Origin of the sequence: Streptomyces sp. NBC_01176, from assembly GCF_045039825.1 — a bacterium.
Classification (GTDB): domain Bacteria; phylum Actinomycetota; class Actinomycetes; order Streptomycetales; family Streptomycetaceae; genus Streptomyces.
Genome location: NZ_CP108600.1, coordinates 9,045,769 through 9,061,003 on the forward strand (window position 1 = coordinate 9,045,769; position 15,235 = coordinate 9,061,003).

The 15,235-nt window shown below is 72.2% G+C and carries 13 protein-coding genes; 8 read left to right on the forward strand and 5 right to left on the reverse strand.

The window, feature by feature from the left end; all coding sequences use genetic code 11:
* Positions 1–58: 58 nt before the first annotated feature.
* The gene (locus tag OG199_RS39385; protein ID WP_356800310.1) at positions 59–1,504 is read left to right on the forward strand and encodes an MFS transporter; all 1,446 of its coding nucleotides are present in this window, start codon (positions 59–61) and stop codon (positions 1,502–1,504) included.
* Positions 1,501–2,100, forward strand: coding sequence for a TetR family transcriptional regulator (locus tag OG199_RS39390; RefSeq protein ID WP_356800309.1), 600 nt, complete (start codon positions 1,501–1,503; stop codon positions 2,098–2,100). The genes OG199_RS39385 and OG199_RS39390 overlap by 4 nt, the downstream gene beginning before the upstream one ends.
* Before the next feature lie 37 nt (positions 2,101–2,137).
* On the opposite strand, the gene OG199_RS39395 is transcribed toward OG199_RS39390, so the two are convergent.
* A complete protein-coding gene (locus OG199_RS39395; RefSeq protein ID WP_356800308.1) occupies positions 2,138–2,764 on the reverse strand; it encodes an alpha-ketoglutarate-dependent dioxygenase AlkB in 627 nt (208 codons plus the stop codon).
* A 402-nt stretch (positions 2,765–3,166) separates the two neighbouring features.
* Here OG199_RS39395 and OG199_RS39400 point away from each other — a divergent pair, with 402 nt between their 5' ends.
* The 3 genes from OG199_RS39400 (at position 3,167) to OG199_RS39410 (ending at position 7,412) form a co-directional block, all read left to right on the forward strand.
* Positions 3,167–4,246, forward strand: a complete 1,080-nt coding sequence (locus OG199_RS39400; protein WP_405833655.1) for a tetratricopeptide repeat protein — start codon at positions 3,167–3,169, stop codon at positions 4,244–4,246.
* A complete protein-coding gene (locus OG199_RS39405) occupies positions 4,243–5,295 on the forward strand; it encodes a polyprenyl synthetase family protein (RefSeq protein ID WP_405833657.1) in 1,053 nt (350 codons plus the stop codon). Before OG199_RS39400 ends, OG199_RS39405 begins: the two co-directional genes overlap by 4 nt.
* A 356-nt stretch (positions 5,296–5,651) precedes the next feature.
* On the forward strand, positions 5,652–7,412 hold the full coding sequence (locus tag OG199_RS39410) for a M4 family metallopeptidase (RefSeq protein ID WP_405834810.1): 1,761 nt from the start codon (positions 5,652–5,654) through the stop codon (positions 7,410–7,412).
* 55 nt (positions 7,413–7,467) lie between these two features.
* On the opposite strand, the gene OG199_RS39415 is transcribed toward OG199_RS39410, so the two are convergent.
* Positions 7,468–8,145 (reverse strand): AIM24 family protein, encoded by a 678-nt coding sequence (locus OG199_RS39415; RefSeq protein WP_405833658.1) that lies wholly within the window; start codon positions 8,143–8,145, stop codon positions 7,468–7,470.
* Positions 8,146–8,259: 114 nt separating this feature from the next.
* Positions 8,260–8,823, reverse strand: coding sequence for an NAD(P)H-dependent oxidoreductase (locus OG199_RS39420; protein ID WP_356800303.1), 564 nt, complete (start codon positions 8,821–8,823; stop codon positions 8,260–8,262).
* 128 nt (positions 8,824–8,951) lie between these two features.
* Between OG199_RS39420 and OG199_RS39425 the strand changes: the two genes are divergently transcribed.
* The gene (locus tag OG199_RS39425; protein WP_356800302.1) at positions 8,952–9,659 is read left to right on the forward strand and encodes a TetR/AcrR family transcriptional regulator; all 708 of its coding nucleotides are present in this window, start codon (positions 8,952–8,954) and stop codon (positions 9,657–9,659) included.
* Between the two features lie 37 nt (positions 9,660–9,696).
* Entirely contained in the window at positions 9,697–10,815 is a 1,119-nt protein-coding gene (locus OG199_RS39430) for a sulfite oxidase (protein WP_401803701.1), read from the forward strand.
* Positions 10,816–10,864: 49 nt separating this feature from the next.
* Here OG199_RS39430 and OG199_RS39435 read toward each other — a convergent pair whose 3' ends face one another.
* Positions 10,865–12,028, reverse strand: a complete 1,164-nt coding sequence (locus OG199_RS39435; protein ID WP_405834812.1) for a glycoside hydrolase family 64 protein — start codon at positions 12,026–12,028, stop codon at positions 10,865–10,867.
* Positions 12,029–12,339: 311 nt separating this feature from the next.
* On the opposite strand from OG199_RS39435, the gene OG199_RS39440 reads away from it, so the two are divergent.
* A complete protein-coding gene (locus OG199_RS39440; protein WP_401803700.1) occupies positions 12,340–12,978 on the forward strand; it encodes a hypothetical protein in 639 nt (212 codons plus the stop codon).
* A gap of 109 nt (positions 12,979–13,087) precedes the next feature.
* Here OG199_RS39440 and OG199_RS39445 read toward each other — a convergent pair whose 3' ends face one another.
* Entirely contained in the window at positions 13,088–15,211 is a 2,124-nt protein-coding gene (locus OG199_RS39445; protein WP_405833661.1) for an alpha-galactosidase, read from the reverse strand.
* Positions 15,212–15,235: the final 24 nt, after the last annotated feature.

Consider the following 15,235-nt stretch of genomic DNA (forward strand, 5'->3'; position numbering starts at 1 on the left):
CCCATTATGGTGAATTCCTATTCACCTCCTTTTTGGCGCCCCTACCCCTGGAGTGTTCATGGCGGCACTGCGTGACCGGCTGACCGTGCCGGTCCTCGCGCTCGGCGGGAGCCTCATGGCCGTCATGCAGGTGGTGGTGGTGCCGCTGCTCCCCGACCTGCCGCGGCTGACGGGCGCGTCGGCGGGCGCGGTGTCCTGGATGGTGACGGCGACGCTGCTGACCGGAGCCGTCCTGAACCCCGTACTGGGGCGCGCCGGCGACATGTACGGCAAGAAGCGCGTCCTGCTGATCGCCCTCGGGATGATGACGGTCGGGTCGCTGATGTGCGCGCTCACGTCCGACATCCGCGTGCTCATCGTGGCGCGCGCCCTGCAGGGTGCGGCGGCCGCCGTCGTGCCGTTGTCGATCAGCCTCCTGAGGGACGAACTGCCGCCCGAGCGCACGGGGTCCGCGGTGGCGCTGATGAGCTCCACCGTGGGGATCGGCGCCGCGCTCGGGCTGCCGCTCGCGGCGATGGTGGTCCAGTACGCCAACTGGCACGTCATGTTCTGGGGGACGACCGCCCTCGGCGCCCTCGGGACCGTGCTGGCCTGGTGGGCGGTGCGCGAGTCGCCCGTGCGTGAACCGGGCCGCTTCGACAGTGTCGGCGCGCTGGGTCTGGCCGTCGGCCTCACCTGCCTGCTGATGGGCGTGTCGCAGGGCGGACAGTGGGGCTGGACCAGCCCCACGATCCTGGGCCTGTTCGCCGGCGGCGTCGGTGTCCTCGCCCTCTGGTGGACGCAGCAACTGCGCGCCGAACGGCCGCTGGTCGACCTGAAGCTGGCCACCAGCCCCAAGGTCGCCCTGCCGCACATAGCCGCGCTCCTCACCGGATTCGCCTTCTACGCCAACTCCCTGGTGACCGCGCAGCTGGTGCAGGCGCCCAAGGCGACCGGCTACGGACTCGGCCTGTCCATCGTCGCGACGGGCGTGTGCCTGCTGCCGGGCGGGGTGACCATGCTGCTGCTCTCCCCGGTGTCGGCCCGCGTCTCGGCGGCCCGCGGCGCCCGGGTGACGCTGGCGATAGGGACCGTGATCATCGCCTTCGGCTACGGCATCCGCATCCTCGACAGCCGCGATCTGTGGGTGGTCGTCCTGGGCTCCGCGGTCTGCGCGACGGGCACGACCTTCGCCTACTCCGCACTGCCCACCCTGATCCTGCGGGCCGTCCCCGCCGGGCAGACCGCCTCCGCCAACGGTGTCAACGTGCTCATGCGCACCATCGGGCAGGCCGTGAGCAGCGCCGCGGTGGCCGCGATCCTCGTCCACCACACGAGCCTGATCGGCGGCGCCCCCATCCCGACCCTGCACGGCTATCTGCTGGCCTTCGCCATGGCGGGTACGGTCGCCCTGGTGGCCTGCGCCGCCTCCCTCGCCATCCCCGCCGACCCCCCGTCCCACGGCACCCGGCGGACCTCGGCCAGTACGGAGGCGTCCCGGGACGGGGCACTGGAAGGAGCGTGAGCACCGTGTCCGTCCCGACTCCCGGACCCGCGGGGGCCCCGGGTGCCGTCCAGCGCCGTGACGCCGAGGCCACGAAGGCGGCGATCCTGCGCGCGGCCCGTCACCTCATGGCACGGCACGCGCACACGGACATCACCCTCAAGACGGTCGCCGACCGGGCCGGTGTGAGCGCGCCGTTGATCCTCAAGTACTTCGGGAACAAGGACGCGCTGTTCGCGCGGGTGATGTCGTTCGAGACGGACGCCGCCGCCCTGCTGGACGCGCCGCTGGAGGACCTCGGTCGGCACATGGTCCGTCATCTGCTGGTCGGCCAGACGGAGCGCGGCGCCGACCCCATCCTGCGGATCGTCTTCGCCCCGCTCCAGGGCGAGCAGGGCGACATACTGCGCGCCAACTTCCGTACGCAGGTCAGCGATCACCTGGCCGTGCGCCTCGACGGCCCCGACGCCGGCCTGCGCGCCGAACTCGCCGTCGGCACCCTGTTGGGCCTCGGCGTGATGTACGGCATCGCGCGCGGCTCCCGGCTGCGGGCGACCGCGGTCGAGGACATCGTCGAACGGTACGGCCCGACGGTGCAGGCGCTGCTGACACCGTAGGGCCGCGCCCGGCCCCCGCACGGGAACGGGCGGGGTCTCAGTTCACCCCGTGCGGGCGGAACTGGACGCTGATCCGTGGTCCGGCCGCCCGTGCCGTCTTGGGTACGGCGTGCTCCCAGGTCCGCTGGCAGGAGCCGCCCATCACGATGAGGTCACCGTGGCCGAGGGGGCGGCGCACGGTGTCCCCGCCGTGGCGCGGGCGCAGCAGCAGGTCGCGCGGGGCGCCCACGGAGAGGATCGCGACCATGGTGTCCTCCCGCGCGCCCCGGCCGATCCGGTCCCCGTGCCAGGCCACGCTGTCCCGGCCGTCCCGGTAGTAGCACAGGCCCGCGGTGGTGAAGGGTTCGCCGAGCTCGTCGCCGTAGTGGGCCGACAGCGCGGCCCGGGCCTCGTCGAGGATCGGGTGGGGCAGGGCGTCGCCCGCCCCGTAGTACGAGAGCAGCCGCGGTACGTCGACCACGTGCTCGTACATCTGCCTGCGCTCCGCCCGCCACGGCACTTCGGCGACGAGCCGCTCGAAGAGCGCGTCGGCCCCGCCGAGCCACCCGGGCAGCAGGTCGATCCAGGCCCCGGCGCCCAGTGCGGTCCGGCGCGTTCCGTTCAGCGGAGCGAGGTGGAGCTCGTCGGTCTGGTCGAAGAGCGACCCCTGGAGATGCGTGGACATGCGTCCAGCGTACTCCGTAATCGAATGTACGTTCCATTGTGTGGTTTCATGACGTCGCTCGGGCCTCGGCCCAGGCCTGTGCAGGGTCCCGTGGGTGGCGCGTTCCTTGCCCCTGCGCCGTCCGGGACGAGGCTCGCCCGCGTCCGGTCCGCTCTTCTTCGTGGCGGCAGGCAACCTCGCGCGTGCCGACGCCGTCTTGATCGACGACGGGTAGGCGGCGCGCCGACCGTGGTGGGCCGGGGATTCACGGGTGGAGAACCGGTCAACTATACGCTCGGTGTATACATCGTGTGTATACGTAACGGATGCAGCAAGGCACCGCGCGCCGCCGCCCCCCACACTCCGTCCCGCCGGGCGGCCGGGCGGATACCGGGCCCACCGGCGGCAGACCGAAAGGCATTCATGTACGGCAAGGCCTTCGCCCCCGAGTACCAGGGCGCTCTGACCACCCTGTCCGTGAACTCCTCGCTGACCGATGTACTGGCCGCGGGTACCGAGCAGTTGCGTGCGGCGGAGCGCGCGGGATCCCGCGCCGAAGCGGCCCGCTCGGGCCTCGCGGTCGCCGAGGCGCACCGCCGGCTCGGGCAGGTCGCGGACGCCGACCGGGCGTGGAAGGCGAGCTATCGCACCGCCCGCGAGGCCGGGGACACCGGCGCCATGGCGTGGGCGCTGTGGAGCGGCGGCACACTGGCCCGGCAGCGCGGCGCCTTCCCGCTGGCGTGGCGGCTGCTGCGGAGGGCCGCCGAACTCGGCGGCCGGGCAGGGGATGTGGTCGTGCGCGGCTACTCCCTTGCGGGGCTGGCCGAGACGGGTCGCATCCAGGGCGACTACGCCGCCGTGACCACCCTGCACGAACAGCTCCTGGCCGAGGCCCGGTTGCGCGGCGAGGCCCGCCACACCGTGTGGGCGCTGGAGGGCATCGCGCAGATACACCGCAACACCGGTGCCTACGACACCGCGTACGCGCTGTTCGAGGAGGCGGCCGGGATCGCCGCCGGCGCCGAGGACAGGCGCGGCCATGCCTGGGCCCTGCGCGGCCTCGCGGACATCGTCTCCGTACGCGACCGCGACCCGGACCGCGCGCTGGAGCTGCTGAGCGAGGCGGAGGTCTCCTGCCGCGCGATGAACCTGTCCGGCGCTCTCGCCTACAACCACAAGATGCGCGGCAACGTGCTCTACCGGGCGGGACGTCACGAGGAGGCCCGGGACGTCTACGCACAGGCGCTGGCGGAGTTCGAGGCGATGAGCGAGCTGCGGGGGCAGGCCCTTTCCCGGCTCGGACTGGTCAAGTCGCTGGCCCGCCTCGGCCGTGACCGCGCCGAGACGGAGGTGGAACTCACCGAAGTCGCGCGGGTGTTGGAGAGCATCGGGCTGCGGCACGCCAGGGAGATGGTCGAGCGGGCGCGGACGGAACTGGGCTGTACGCCCGGACCCGTGCCGGGCGCGGGCGCGGGCGGCACGGACCAGGCGGCCGCCGAATGACGCACTCCACGACCCTGCAGTCGCCGCCCGCCACCCCCGAGATCCTCGACCGCTGCCGGGAACTGGTCGCCCCGGCCCTCGCGGAGTCGATCGGCGGACTGCACCCCTGGGTGGGCGAGATGGCCGGTTACGCACTGGGGCGCTGCGAGGTCGGTGGCGCCCCGGCGGCCCACCGCCAGGGCAAGGGCGTACGACAGGCGCTCGCCGTCCTCGGGGCGGAGGCGGTCGGGGGCTCCGCCGAGACGGGCGTGCCGGGGGCGGTCGCGGTGGAACTGGTCCACACCTTCTCGCTGGTGCACGACGACATCATGGACGGCGACGCGCTGCGCCGCGGGCGCCCCGCGGTGTGGAAGGCGTACGGCACCGGTCCCGCCGTCCTCGCGGGAGACGCGCTGTTCGCGCTGGCCGTGGACACCCTCACGGCGGCACCCTCGACCTCGCGTTCCGGTGCGGCCGTACGGCAGTTGACCACCGCACTGCGTGACCTGGTCCGGGGACAGGCGGACGACCTGCTGTTCGCCCGGCGTCCGTGGACGGGGCCCGACGCGGTAGGGGTACGGGAGTACGAGGTGATGGCCGAGCACAAGACCGGTGCCCTGCTCGGGTGCGCGCTGGCCGTCGGGGCCCAGCTCGCCGGGGCGCGGGGGGAGACGGCCGCCGCGCTCGACCGCGCCGGACGCCATCTCGGGGTGGCCTTCCAGATCGCCGACGACCTGCTGGGGATCTGGGGCGACCCGGCCGTCACCGGCAAGCCGGTCCACGGCGATCTGCGGCAGGGCAAGAAGACCCTGCCGGTCCTCGCCGCCCTCGCCGCCCCGGGGCGGGGCGCGCTCGCCGAACTCCTCGCCGCCCCGGACCTCCTGGACGACACCGCCCTGCGCCGGGCGGCGGCCCTCGTCGAACGGGCCGGCGGCCGTTCGACGGCGCTGCGCGAGGCGCGCCGGCACCTCGCCGCGGCGGACACCCTCCTGGCGGGCGCGTCGTTGGCTCCGCGCCCCGTCGGAGACCTGCGCACCGTGCTCTCCTCGCTCGCCCACCGCACGATCTGACACCTGGTCGCCTCCGGCGCCGCCCGCCGCGGCGGCGCCGGAGGCGCTGCGACGTCGGTCACATGTGCCGGTCGGCGCCTCTCGCGAGGCAACCGTTCGCCGCGCCCACTCATCTGTTCGAGAGACGCACGGTTGGTCACACTCCGGTCACCGAGAAGTGAACATTCGTAAAGAGATCACCTCGAAGCTCCCGAAAGGGATCTTCTTCCTTTACATGGACATGGTGAATCGGTGAGGGTGTGGCCTCGGGGCCCGACAGTCCCCACGGCGTTCAACTCCGCCGTGTGCCAGGGCGGTTGGCGATGCCTGCCGCCCCTGTTCGAAGGAACTCAGTGCGTAGACCCCACATACGCCGCATGGCGATCGCCGTCGTGGTGACGACGGCCGTCACGCTCCCGGTGGGCCCCGCCTTCGCGGCGGTCCCCGACTCAGCCGCCCGCCCGGCGACTCCTGCCTCCTCGCCGGTCGACGTGGCCCGGGCCGCCGCCTTCGCCCACGCGTCGGCCACCGGGGTCGGCCCCGGTGACACCCTGCGGGCCACGGACGTCATGACGGACCCGGACGGCAAGCGGCACGTCCGTTTCGTCCGCAGCCATCAGGGACTCCCGGTGCTCGGCGGCGACCTCGTGATCCATCTCGGCGGGCAGTCCGCCTATCTCGGCGTGACCCGGGCCGCCGACCACAGCGTCGAGCCGTCCACCACGGAGGCGAAGCTCACCGCCGGGCAGGCCGAGCAGAAGGCCGCCGCGGCCGCCGGGGGCGACGCGGGCACCGCTCAACTGGTCGTGGACGCCCGGGACGGCGCCGCCGCCCTCGCCTACCAGGTGCGGGTGTCGGACGCCGGCACCGCGTCGGACGCCGGTTCCCGCACGGTCGTCGTGGACGCCGCGACCGGCCGGATCCGCAGCAACAACCCCGACAGCGACGAGTTCATCTCGCCGTCCCTGCGGGAGAAGCTGCGCGAGCGGGGCGAGACGGCGAACCCCGCGACGGGTGCGGCCGCGCAGCCGACCAGCCTCTTCGCGGCGACGGCGGCAGGGGCGGTCCACTACCCGGTCACCGCCACCGGCAGCGGCGCGTCCCTCTTCGTCGGAAAGGTGGCGCTGACCACCACCCGTACCGCGCGCACCAGTTACCTCCTCAAGGACCCCACTCGGTGGAACACCGAGACCCGCGACGCCGGCGGCCGGGAGCTGGAATCCTTCGCGCGGGGCAAGAAGTTCACCAGCACCACCGACAAGTGGGGCACCGGCACGACCGCCAACCGGGCCACCGTCGCGGTCGACGCGCAGTACGGCGTGACCAAGACACTGGACTTCTACAAGAAGACCTTCGGTCGCAAGGGCATCAAGAACAACGGCACCGGCGCCCGCGCGATGGTTCACTTCGGCAAGAAGGTCGGCAACGCCTTCTGGGACTCGACGTGCGGATGCATGCTGTACGGCGACGGTGACGGCGCCATGTTCAAGAAGCCGCTGGTCGTCCTCGACGTCACCGGACACGAACTGACCCACGGCGTCGTCGACGCCACCGCCGCCCTCGAACCCACCCGGGTGGACCGCGACGGCAACCAGTACGGCGAACCGGGCGCCCTCAACGAGTCGCTCGCCGACATCTTCGGTTCGAACGTCGAGTTCACCGCGAACAACCCGAAGAACCCGCCGAACTACCTCATGGGCGAGAAACTGGGTCTCGCCCAGAAGTTCCTGCGCCGTCTCGACCACCCCTCCCTGGACAAGCTGGAGGGCACGATCGACTACTGGTCGCCGGCGGCCTACGACGCCGAGGTCCACGCGGGCTCCGGCGTCTCCTCGCACGCCTACTACCTGCTCGCCGAGGGCAGCGGCCGCAAGACGATCGGCACCGTGAAGTACGAGTCGCCGACGTACGACGGTTCGTCGGTGACCGGAATCGGCCGGGCCAAGGCCACCGCGATCTTCTATCGCGCGCTGACCCGTTACATGGTGTCCACGACCGACTTCCACGACGCGCGGACCGCCACGCTCAAGGCCGCCGCCGACCTGTACGGCGCGACCGGCGCGGAGCATCGGGCGGTGGACAGGGCGTGGGCCGCCGTCAACGTGACGACCGCCAACACCCCCGCCGCCAGGCACTGACGGAGCACGGGAAGGGGGCTCCGCCGCCCGGCGAAGCCCCCTTCCCGTACTGGTCTCAGTGCTGCTGCGCCTTCTGCGGTGTCACCTCGCTGGGGCGTACGACGACCACGCCCTCGCCCTCCAGCTTCAGCTGGACGGCCTCGCCGGAGCCGCCCCGGATCATCGAGCCGATGGACTGCGACCGGTGCAGCGAGGTGTTCAGATGAGCGGTCCAGCCGACGACCGCGTCCGTGTCGACGAACACCGGCTGCTGCGCGGAGACGGGAATGACCAGCGGGTTCCCGTCGCAGATCAGTCCCAGTCGGCCGTGCCCGGTGAACACGCTGTTGAACAGGCCGCCACCGGTGATGCCCGCACCCTTCACGGTCTTTATCTCGTACGACAGCGTGGAGTCGAAGCACAGGACGTTGCGCCCGTTGACGGTGAAGACGTCGCCCGGCTCGATGTCGACGATGAAGCAGTTCTGCGCCTCGTGCGCGAACCAGGCCTCGCCCTGCCCGCGCACCGTCATCAGCGGGAGACCCTCGCCGGTGACCGCGCGCTTGAGCATGCCGCCCACGCCCTGGCCCTTGCGCTCGAACTGCAGGTTGCCCCGGTAGGCGATCATCGCCCCCTGGCGCGCGAGCATGTCGCCGTTGACGGCGTACTTGATCGACTTGGCGTTCTGGACGGTCATGCCCGGCGCGACGGCGGGCTGCACCATGTGGTCACTGGAGAAAAGATCACCCTTCATGCGGGCATCTTGGCCCGGAAGGTTCCGTTCCGCCAAGATCGTGGACAGGCCCGCCGGCCGGGGACGCGCGAAGGGCCGGCCCGGCAGTGCCGGACCGGCCTCTCGGGCGGGGCGTCAGGCGGCGTCGGCGGTGTTGACCGCGGTGGTGACGTGGTTGATGACCTCGGCGAGCTGGCCGGCGACCTCGGCGTCGTCGACCGGGTGGGTCTCGGCGAAGCGGATCACGGAGCCGGGAACCGAGAGCTTGACGTCCTCCAGGACGGTGGCTCCGGCGATGCCCAGGGCCTTGCGGGCCTCGTCCTGCGCCCACACGCCGCCGAACTGGCCGTAAGCGGTGCCGATCACGGCGACCGGCTTGCCGGTGAAGGCGCTGGCGCCGTAGGGGCGGGACAGCCAGTCGATGGCGTTCTTCAGCACGGCCGTGATCGTGCCGTTGTACTCCGGGGAGAAGAGCAGGAAGGCGTCGGCGCGGCCCGCGGCCTCGCGCAGCGTCACGGCGGCGGCCGGGACACCGCCTTCGACGTCGAGGTCCTCGTTGTAGAAGGGGACCTCGGCGAGGCCCTCGAACAGCTCGATCTCCGTGCCCTCGGGGGCGAGCTTGACGGCCGCCTCCGCGAGCTGACGGTTGTGCGAGCCGGCGCGCAGGCTGCCGACGAGCGCGAGGATACGTACGGACATGGGTGACTCCCGGGGACGAAACAATGCCGTAATAAACCGGACCGAGGTCCGTTTGTTGGTCTGTTCAAGGTTGTATCACTCAAGCGGACCAGGGTCCAGTTGTCCCCGGTTGCCGTTACGCTGTGTTCATGTCCACCCCGCTGCCGCCCTTCCCGAAGGGACCGGAACCCGCCATCGAGCCTGTGCTGCTGGAGCTGTCGTCCGGACCCGAGGGCCCGCAGCTGCGCGCCGACGCGGCGCGCAACCGCGCCCGGCTGCTGGAGGCGGCGGCCCGCCTGGTGGAGGAGCGCGGGGTCACCAATGTCACGATGGAGGCCGTCGCCGCTGCCGCGTCCGTGGGCAAGGGGACCGTCTTCCGGCGCTTCGGCGACCGCACCGGCCTCCTGATGGCCCTGCTCGACCACACCGAGCAGCAGTTCCAGGCCGCCTTCCTCGCGGGCCCCCCGCCGCTGGGCCCCGGAGCCTCACCGGCGGACCGACTCCACGCGTACGGCTGCGGTGCGCTCCGCCAGACCTGCGACCGGCTTGATCTCTACATCGCCGCCGAACCGGACGCCTCCCGCCGCTTCAACTCCGCTCCGTACCGCGTCCGCTTCACCCACGTCGCCATGCTGGTGCGCGAGGCCGTCCCGGCCGCGGACAGCGAACTGCTCGCGCAGACGCTGATGGGCTATCTCGAACCCGCGCTGATCCTCCATCTGACCCGGCAGCGCGGGATGACGGTGGAGCGACTGGAGTCGGGCTGGCACGACCTGGTGGAGCGGAGCACCCGCCCGGTGCCGTCGCGGGCCGCGTCCGGTCCTTCGCGTCCGCCGGAGGCGACGGGCCGGGCATGATCTGGCCCCACCCGGCGTCCGGGCGGAGAATACGGGCATGGGACATCACCTTGACGAGGTGAGCGGACCCGCGAGGGTGGCCGGCCCCGGCGAGGACATCAGCCGGCAGGAGCTGGCTCTCGCCGCCCGGAACCACGGGCTGCCCCTGGAGGCCCTGCGCTACGACGTCACCCCGCCCGGCCTGCACTACGTACTGACCCACTACGACATCCCGTACGCCGAGGGCTCCCCCTGGCGGCTCTCGGTCGGCGGCCGGGTACGGAGGCCACGAGTGCTCGGGACGGCCGAACTGACCTCGTATCCCGCCGTCACCCAGCGAGTGACCATGGAGTGCGAGGGCAACGGGCGGGCGCTGCTGACCCCCCGGCCGGTGAGCCAGCCGTGGCTGGTCGAGGCGGTGGGCACGGCCGAGTGGACGGGTGTGCCGCTGCGGGTGCTGCTGACCGAGGCCGGGGTCGGAGCCGGGGCCGTGGACGTGGTGTTCACCGGCGCCGACCACGGGGTCGAGTGCGGGGTGGAGCAGGACTACCAGCGGGCGCTGCCCGTGGCCGCGGCCCTGGGGGACGACCCCGAGGTGCTGGTGGCGTACCGCATGAACGGCGCCCCGCTGCCGCCGCAGCACGGGTTTCCGCTGCGGCTGGTCGTACCCGGCTGGTACGGGATGGCGCAGGTGAAGTGGCTGCGCGGGATCACGGTGATCGACATACCGTTCGAGGGCTTCCAGCAGATGGCGGCCCATCGGCTGCGCCAGGACGCCGGGGAGGTGGGGGAGCCGCTCACCCGGATCGCCCCGCGGGCCCTGCTGGTCCCGCCCGGCTTTCCCGACTTCATGTCCCGGGCCCGGGTGGTCCGGGAGGGGGCCGTGCCGCTGGAGGGGCGGGCCTGGTCGGGGTGGGCGCCGGTGACCGGCGTGGAGGTGAGTACGGACGGGGGCCGGGAGTGGCGGGAGGCGGAGCTGGAACCGGCCGGCGGCCACCGCTGGGCCTGGCGGCGCTGGTGGTTCGCCTGGGCGGCCACGCCGGGCCGGCACACGCTGAGCGCGCGGGCCACCGACGCGGAGGGCAACACGCAGCCACTGCGGCAGCCTTGGAACCGCGGCGGGTTCGCCAACAACCTCGTCCAGGACGTGCCCGTCCTGTGCGTGGGGCAGGAGTGAACTCCCGGGCGGCCGGGGGCTCGTGGGCCACCGGCCGCCCGTAACACGGTCAGTTGAACGGATCCAGCGTGAGGTACCCCTGTTGGGGGTTGCCGTCGTGGACGAGCGACTCGTAGTTGCCGACGTCGTCGAAGGCGAACGCGTAGGCCTTGCCGTCGGCCATCTGCGCGTGGATCTTGCGGGCGTACTGGTTGGTCACCGTGTCCTGGTAGAAGCCGGACGAACCGGTGTCCGGCTGGTTGGGATTGGTCAGCAGCGTGGAGCGGTTGAAGCCCGCGCAGAGGGTGCGTGAGATCGGCCCGCGCACCTGGTCGTTGGGGGCGTCGAGCCGCTTGTAGCAGCCGAAGATGCTGTCGGAGTCGGGCTTCTGGAAGCTGGTGACGACCGCTCCGGCACTGTTGGTGAAGTTCATGACGTCGCCGGAGACGCGCCCGAAGTACTTCGTGTTCGGCTGGTCGCCGAACGGAGTCACCGTCAGCGTCGATGAACTGTACTTCTGCCACACGCGGTTGACGTAGTCGTCCATGACGGTCGCGGGGAGCGCGCCCGACTCGATGCCGTGGCCCGGGGCGAGAGCCCGCAGGACGGTGCCGTCGGACCGGGTCTGGATCAGGTTCGCCCAGCCGCCCGGCTGCCCCCGAAGGGCGTTGAGGAACCCGGTGTAGCCGCCGGCCTTGAGGTGACCGGTGGTCTTCGTGCTCCCGTCGGCGAGCTGGACCCCCACGGCGTAGGGGGACGAGAACATGTCGACCTGGGTGCTGTTGATCCACAGCCCCGAGTCGTTGAGCGTGTACTCCGACCAGTTGAAGAGGATGTTGCGGTTGGGGTCGCTCGGGTTCTGCACGGCCGGCTGGACCAGACCGCCCGTGGTCAGCCGGAAGTCGAGCTTCTGGCCGTAGGAGAAGTAGATCCGGCCGGAGAACTTGGGGATGCGGATCGTCTTCGACTGGCCGTTCGCCGGCCCGGGGATCGACGCGTCCGGAGCGGGCGTCGGCGGATTGCCCCCGGCGGGCCACGCGTGGAAGGTGCCGTTCGCGTCGGCCCAGCCCTGCTGTCCCGTCGACAGCAGGGTGCCGAGATCGTAGAGGTAGACGGCGTCGCCGCGCCCCGAGTTGTTGGTGACCTTCAGCGGGATCGTCTCCGGGACGGCCGCTTCGGCCCCGGACGGCGCTCCGAATGTCAACAGCGCCGCGGTGAGGGTGGCCGCGGCCACCGCCAGGGCCCGCCATGTGCGCTTTCTGGGCACTCTCTTCCTCCTTGACGTGGGGGTTCCAACGAGGTGGATCGCTGCGGACGGAAGTCGTCCGGATTCTCTGAGAGCGCTCTCAGAATTGCGTCGGGTGGAGTACATGTCAACGATTCACGCAGAACTGGTCTGGTCCAGCCGCGGGTGGACCTGATCCGGACCTCCGGCGGGCGGAGCACCCCAACGGGTCAGCACCGATCGCGGACGCGGAGGCGGCCGCCGAGCATGGAACAGGCCCGTGGACCGGGTTCCGGACCAGTAGGAAGAGGACGAGCTTCATGAGCAGACGCACCTACGGTGACCCCCGACGGACCGGCCGAACCCGTCCGGCCGCGGCCCTCCTGGCCACTTTGACCTGCGGCGCCGCGCTCGTCTCGTGCGGCTCGGACAACGGCAACGGCAGCGGTGCCGCCTCCGCGAGCGCCCGCCCCACGGCGCCGGTCACGTCCTCGTTCTCCGGCAGCGCGCCGTCCGCCATGGCGTCGGCAGCCTCCTCGGCGGTGGCGTCCGCCCAGTCCTCGGCCTCGGCCGCGGCCTCGTCCCTGTCCGCCGCGGCCTCGGAGTTCGCGGCGTCCGTCTCGGCCGACACGGCCCGCGCGAGCGCGGCGGCGGAGGCCGAGCTGAAGAAGGTGAAGGGCGGCGGGAACGCGCGGTCCGAGGTCGCGATGACCGGCCTGCCCCGGGATCAGACCGGCGGGCTGCTCGCGGTGCTCGTGAGTATCACCAACAAGACGGACAAGAAGGCGTCGTACGCCGTGCGGGTCGACTTCGAGGACGCGAAGGGCAAGGTCGTCGAGACCCGGTTCGTGGGCGCGGAGAACCTCGAACCGGGCAAGCGCGCCCAGCCCGTCGCCATCAGCAGGCAGCCCACCACGCCCCAGCTGACCCCGCGCCTGACGAAGGCCCAGCGGTACTGACCGGTCGCACGAGCCGCCGCCCGTCGGTTTTGCGCTCGCCGGCTCCGCCGGTGATCGGGCCCGGGTCCGTTTCCGGACGGGGCGGGATCACCGGCTCGGAGCCGCCGGCTCAGGCCTCCCGGACCAGGTGCACCGTCGTGCTCGACCAGTCGCCCTCCGGCAGATCCAGAAGGAGTCCGTACTCCCCGAGCACGGTGGAGTGGTGCACGGCGCCGGTGCGCGCGTCGCGGTAGCGGGCCGAGGGGGTCAGGCCACGCAGCCGGACCGGCGGACACGGGCTGCCGTGCCGGGCCACCCGGCGATACGCCAGCAGCAGCGTCTCCGAGGCGTCCGCGGCGGTGTACTGCAGCACGGCGACGGAGTCCTCCGCGGGCGGCGCGAGCCGGTCCAGCACGCCGTGCTGCACGAGGTGGCGCGCCTTCTTGTACTCGGCCACCAGCGCGGCGCCTTCGCGCAGTTCGTCCTCGGACCAGCGGGTGAGGTCACCGCCGATGCCCAGCGCCCCGGCCATCGCCACATGGAAGCGGAAACGCAGCGGGACCGTACGGCCGGTGAGCTGGTTGGGCACGTCCGTCACCCACGCGCCCATGGTGCGCGCGGGGTAGACCTGGCCGTATCCGTGCTGGATCCACATCCGGTCGGCTGCGTCGGTGTTGTCCGAGGCCCACGCCTGGTCCGTACGGGCGAGAATGCCCAGGTCGACCCGGCCGCCCCCGCCGCTGCACGACTCGATCCGCAGCGCCGGATGATCCGCGCGCAGCCGGTCGAGAACACCGTAGAGGTTGCGCACGTACTGCGGTCCGAGGCGGTCCGTGCCGTCCTGCTGCCCGGGCCAGCCCGCCTCGCTGAACGCGCGGTTCATGTCCCACTTGAGGAAGTCGATGCCGTGGTCGCCGACCAGCCGGGTCAGCCACGCGTAGGCCCAGTCGGCGACCTCGCGGCGGGCGAAGTTGAGGACCAACTGGTTGCGCAGCTCGGAGCGGGGCCGGCCGGGGAAGTGCAGGACCCAGTCGGGGTGCCGGCGGTACAGGTCACTGTCCGGGTTCACCATCTCGGGCTCCACCCAGAGGCCGAAGCGCATCCCGAGACCGTGCACCGCGCGGACCAGGGGCGCGAGCCCGTCCGGGAACCGGTCGGTCGCCGGCGTCCAGTCGCCCAGTCCCGCGTGGTCGCTGCGGCGCGCCCCGAACCACCCGTCGTCGACGACGTACAGCTCCACCCCGAGCGCCGCGGCCCGCTCGGCCAGTGCCTTCTGTCCGACCTCGTCGACGTCGAAGCCGGTCGCCTCCCAGGAGTTGTAGAGCACCGGCGCGTCCTCCCGCGCGTGCGGCAGCACATGCGACAGGACGTATGCGTGCCAGGCACGGCTGGCCGCGCCGAAGCCGCCGTCGGTGCACAGGCCCGCGAACGGGGGAGCGGTGAACTCCTCGCCCGGCGCGAGCGGCACGGTCGTGCCGTCCTGGCCGAGGCCGCCGGTGAATCCGGCCCGTCCGTCGGGGGTTCGCTGCACGGTGATGCGCCAACTCCCGCTCCACGCGAGGGCGGCGCTCCACACCCGGCCGTGGTCCTCCGTCGCCTCGCCCGAGTCGAGCATCACCCAGGGGTTCGCGTGATGGCTGGTGATCCCGCGGCGACTGGTCAACACCGTTTCACCGTGGGCCAGTCGGTCCCGGTGGAGCCGGCTCTCGGCGGACCACTGGCCCGTGACGTGGGCGAGCCGGTAGTCCCGCAGCAGCGGCAGGGCCCACGCGGCCGAGTCGGCCCGCAGCAGGGTGACCGGCTCGTCGCCCAGGTTGCGCACGACCGTCCAGCGCTCGATGACGTCCGTGTCGTCGCGCACCCGGTAGTGGAGCTCCACCCGCAGGGGGTAGCGACGGTCCCGGAACGACAGGGTCAGCTCGCCCTCGCCCTCGCCCTCGCGCACGTCGTGGCCCGCCGGCTGCCACTCGAAGGCACGGGACCCGTCCTCGAAATGGACCTGCAGGGACGGCGGTCCGTAACGCGTCCCGCCGTCGACGGGGAGCTCCTCCCCGACCCCGGGTCTGCCCTCGAAGCTGCTGGCCGCGACGGCCGGGGGGACGGCGGCGATCCGCTCGGCCTCTTCGAGGGTCAGCCGCGGCCCCCACGCGACGTGGCACGGCGCCCCGGTCTCGTCGACCCGCAGCGCGTACGAGGTGCGCGGGGTGGACAGCAGCCAGACCCCGGTGTCCGGGGCGAAGGAGATCGGCGACATGGGTCCTCACGTTCAGACGGTGCC

What these genes read in the sequence shown, in the direction of transcription:
- OG199_RS39385 (WP_356800310.1), top strand. Translation starts at nt 59, where the DNA reads ATGGCGGCACTGCGTGACCGGCTGACCGTGCCGGTCCTCGCGCTCGGC.
- OG199_RS39395 (WP_356800308.1), bottom strand. Translation starts at nt 2,764, where the DNA reads ATGTCCACGCATCTCCAGGGGTCGCTCTTCGACCAGACCGACGAGCTC.
- OG199_RS39400 (WP_405833655.1), top strand. Translation starts at nt 3,167, where the DNA reads ATGTACGGCAAGGCCTTCGCCCCCGAGTACCAGGGCGCTCTGACCACC.
- OG199_RS39405 (WP_405833657.1), top strand. Translation starts at nt 4,243, where the DNA reads ATGACGCACTCCACGACCCTGCAGTCGCCGCCCGCCACCCCCGAGATC.
- OG199_RS39410 (WP_405834810.1), top strand. Translation starts at nt 5,652, where the DNA reads ATGGCGATCGCCGTCGTGGTGACGACGGCCGTCACGCTCCCGGTGGGC.
- OG199_RS39415 (WP_405833658.1), bottom strand. Translation starts at nt 8,145, where the DNA reads ATGAAGGGTGATCTTTTCTCCAGTGACCACATGGTGCAGCCCGCCGTC.
- OG199_RS39420 (WP_356800303.1), bottom strand. Translation starts at nt 8,823, where the DNA reads ATGTCCGTACGTATCCTCGCGCTCGTCGGCAGCCTGCGCGCCGGCTCG.
- OG199_RS39425 (WP_356800302.1), top strand. Translation starts at nt 8,952, where the DNA reads ATGTCCACCCCGCTGCCGCCCTTCCCGAAGGGACCGGAACCCGCCATC.
- OG199_RS39430 (WP_401803701.1), top strand. Translation starts at nt 9,697, where the DNA reads ATGGGACATCACCTTGACGAGGTGAGCGGACCCGCGAGGGTGGCCGGC.
- OG199_RS39440 (WP_401803700.1), top strand. Translation starts at nt 12,340, where the DNA reads ATGAGCAGACGCACCTACGGTGACCCCCGACGGACCGGCCGAACCCGT.
- OG199_RS39445 (WP_405833661.1), bottom strand. Translation starts at nt 15,211, where the DNA reads ATGTCGCCGATCTCCTTCGCCCCGGACACCGGGGTCTGGCTGCTGTCC.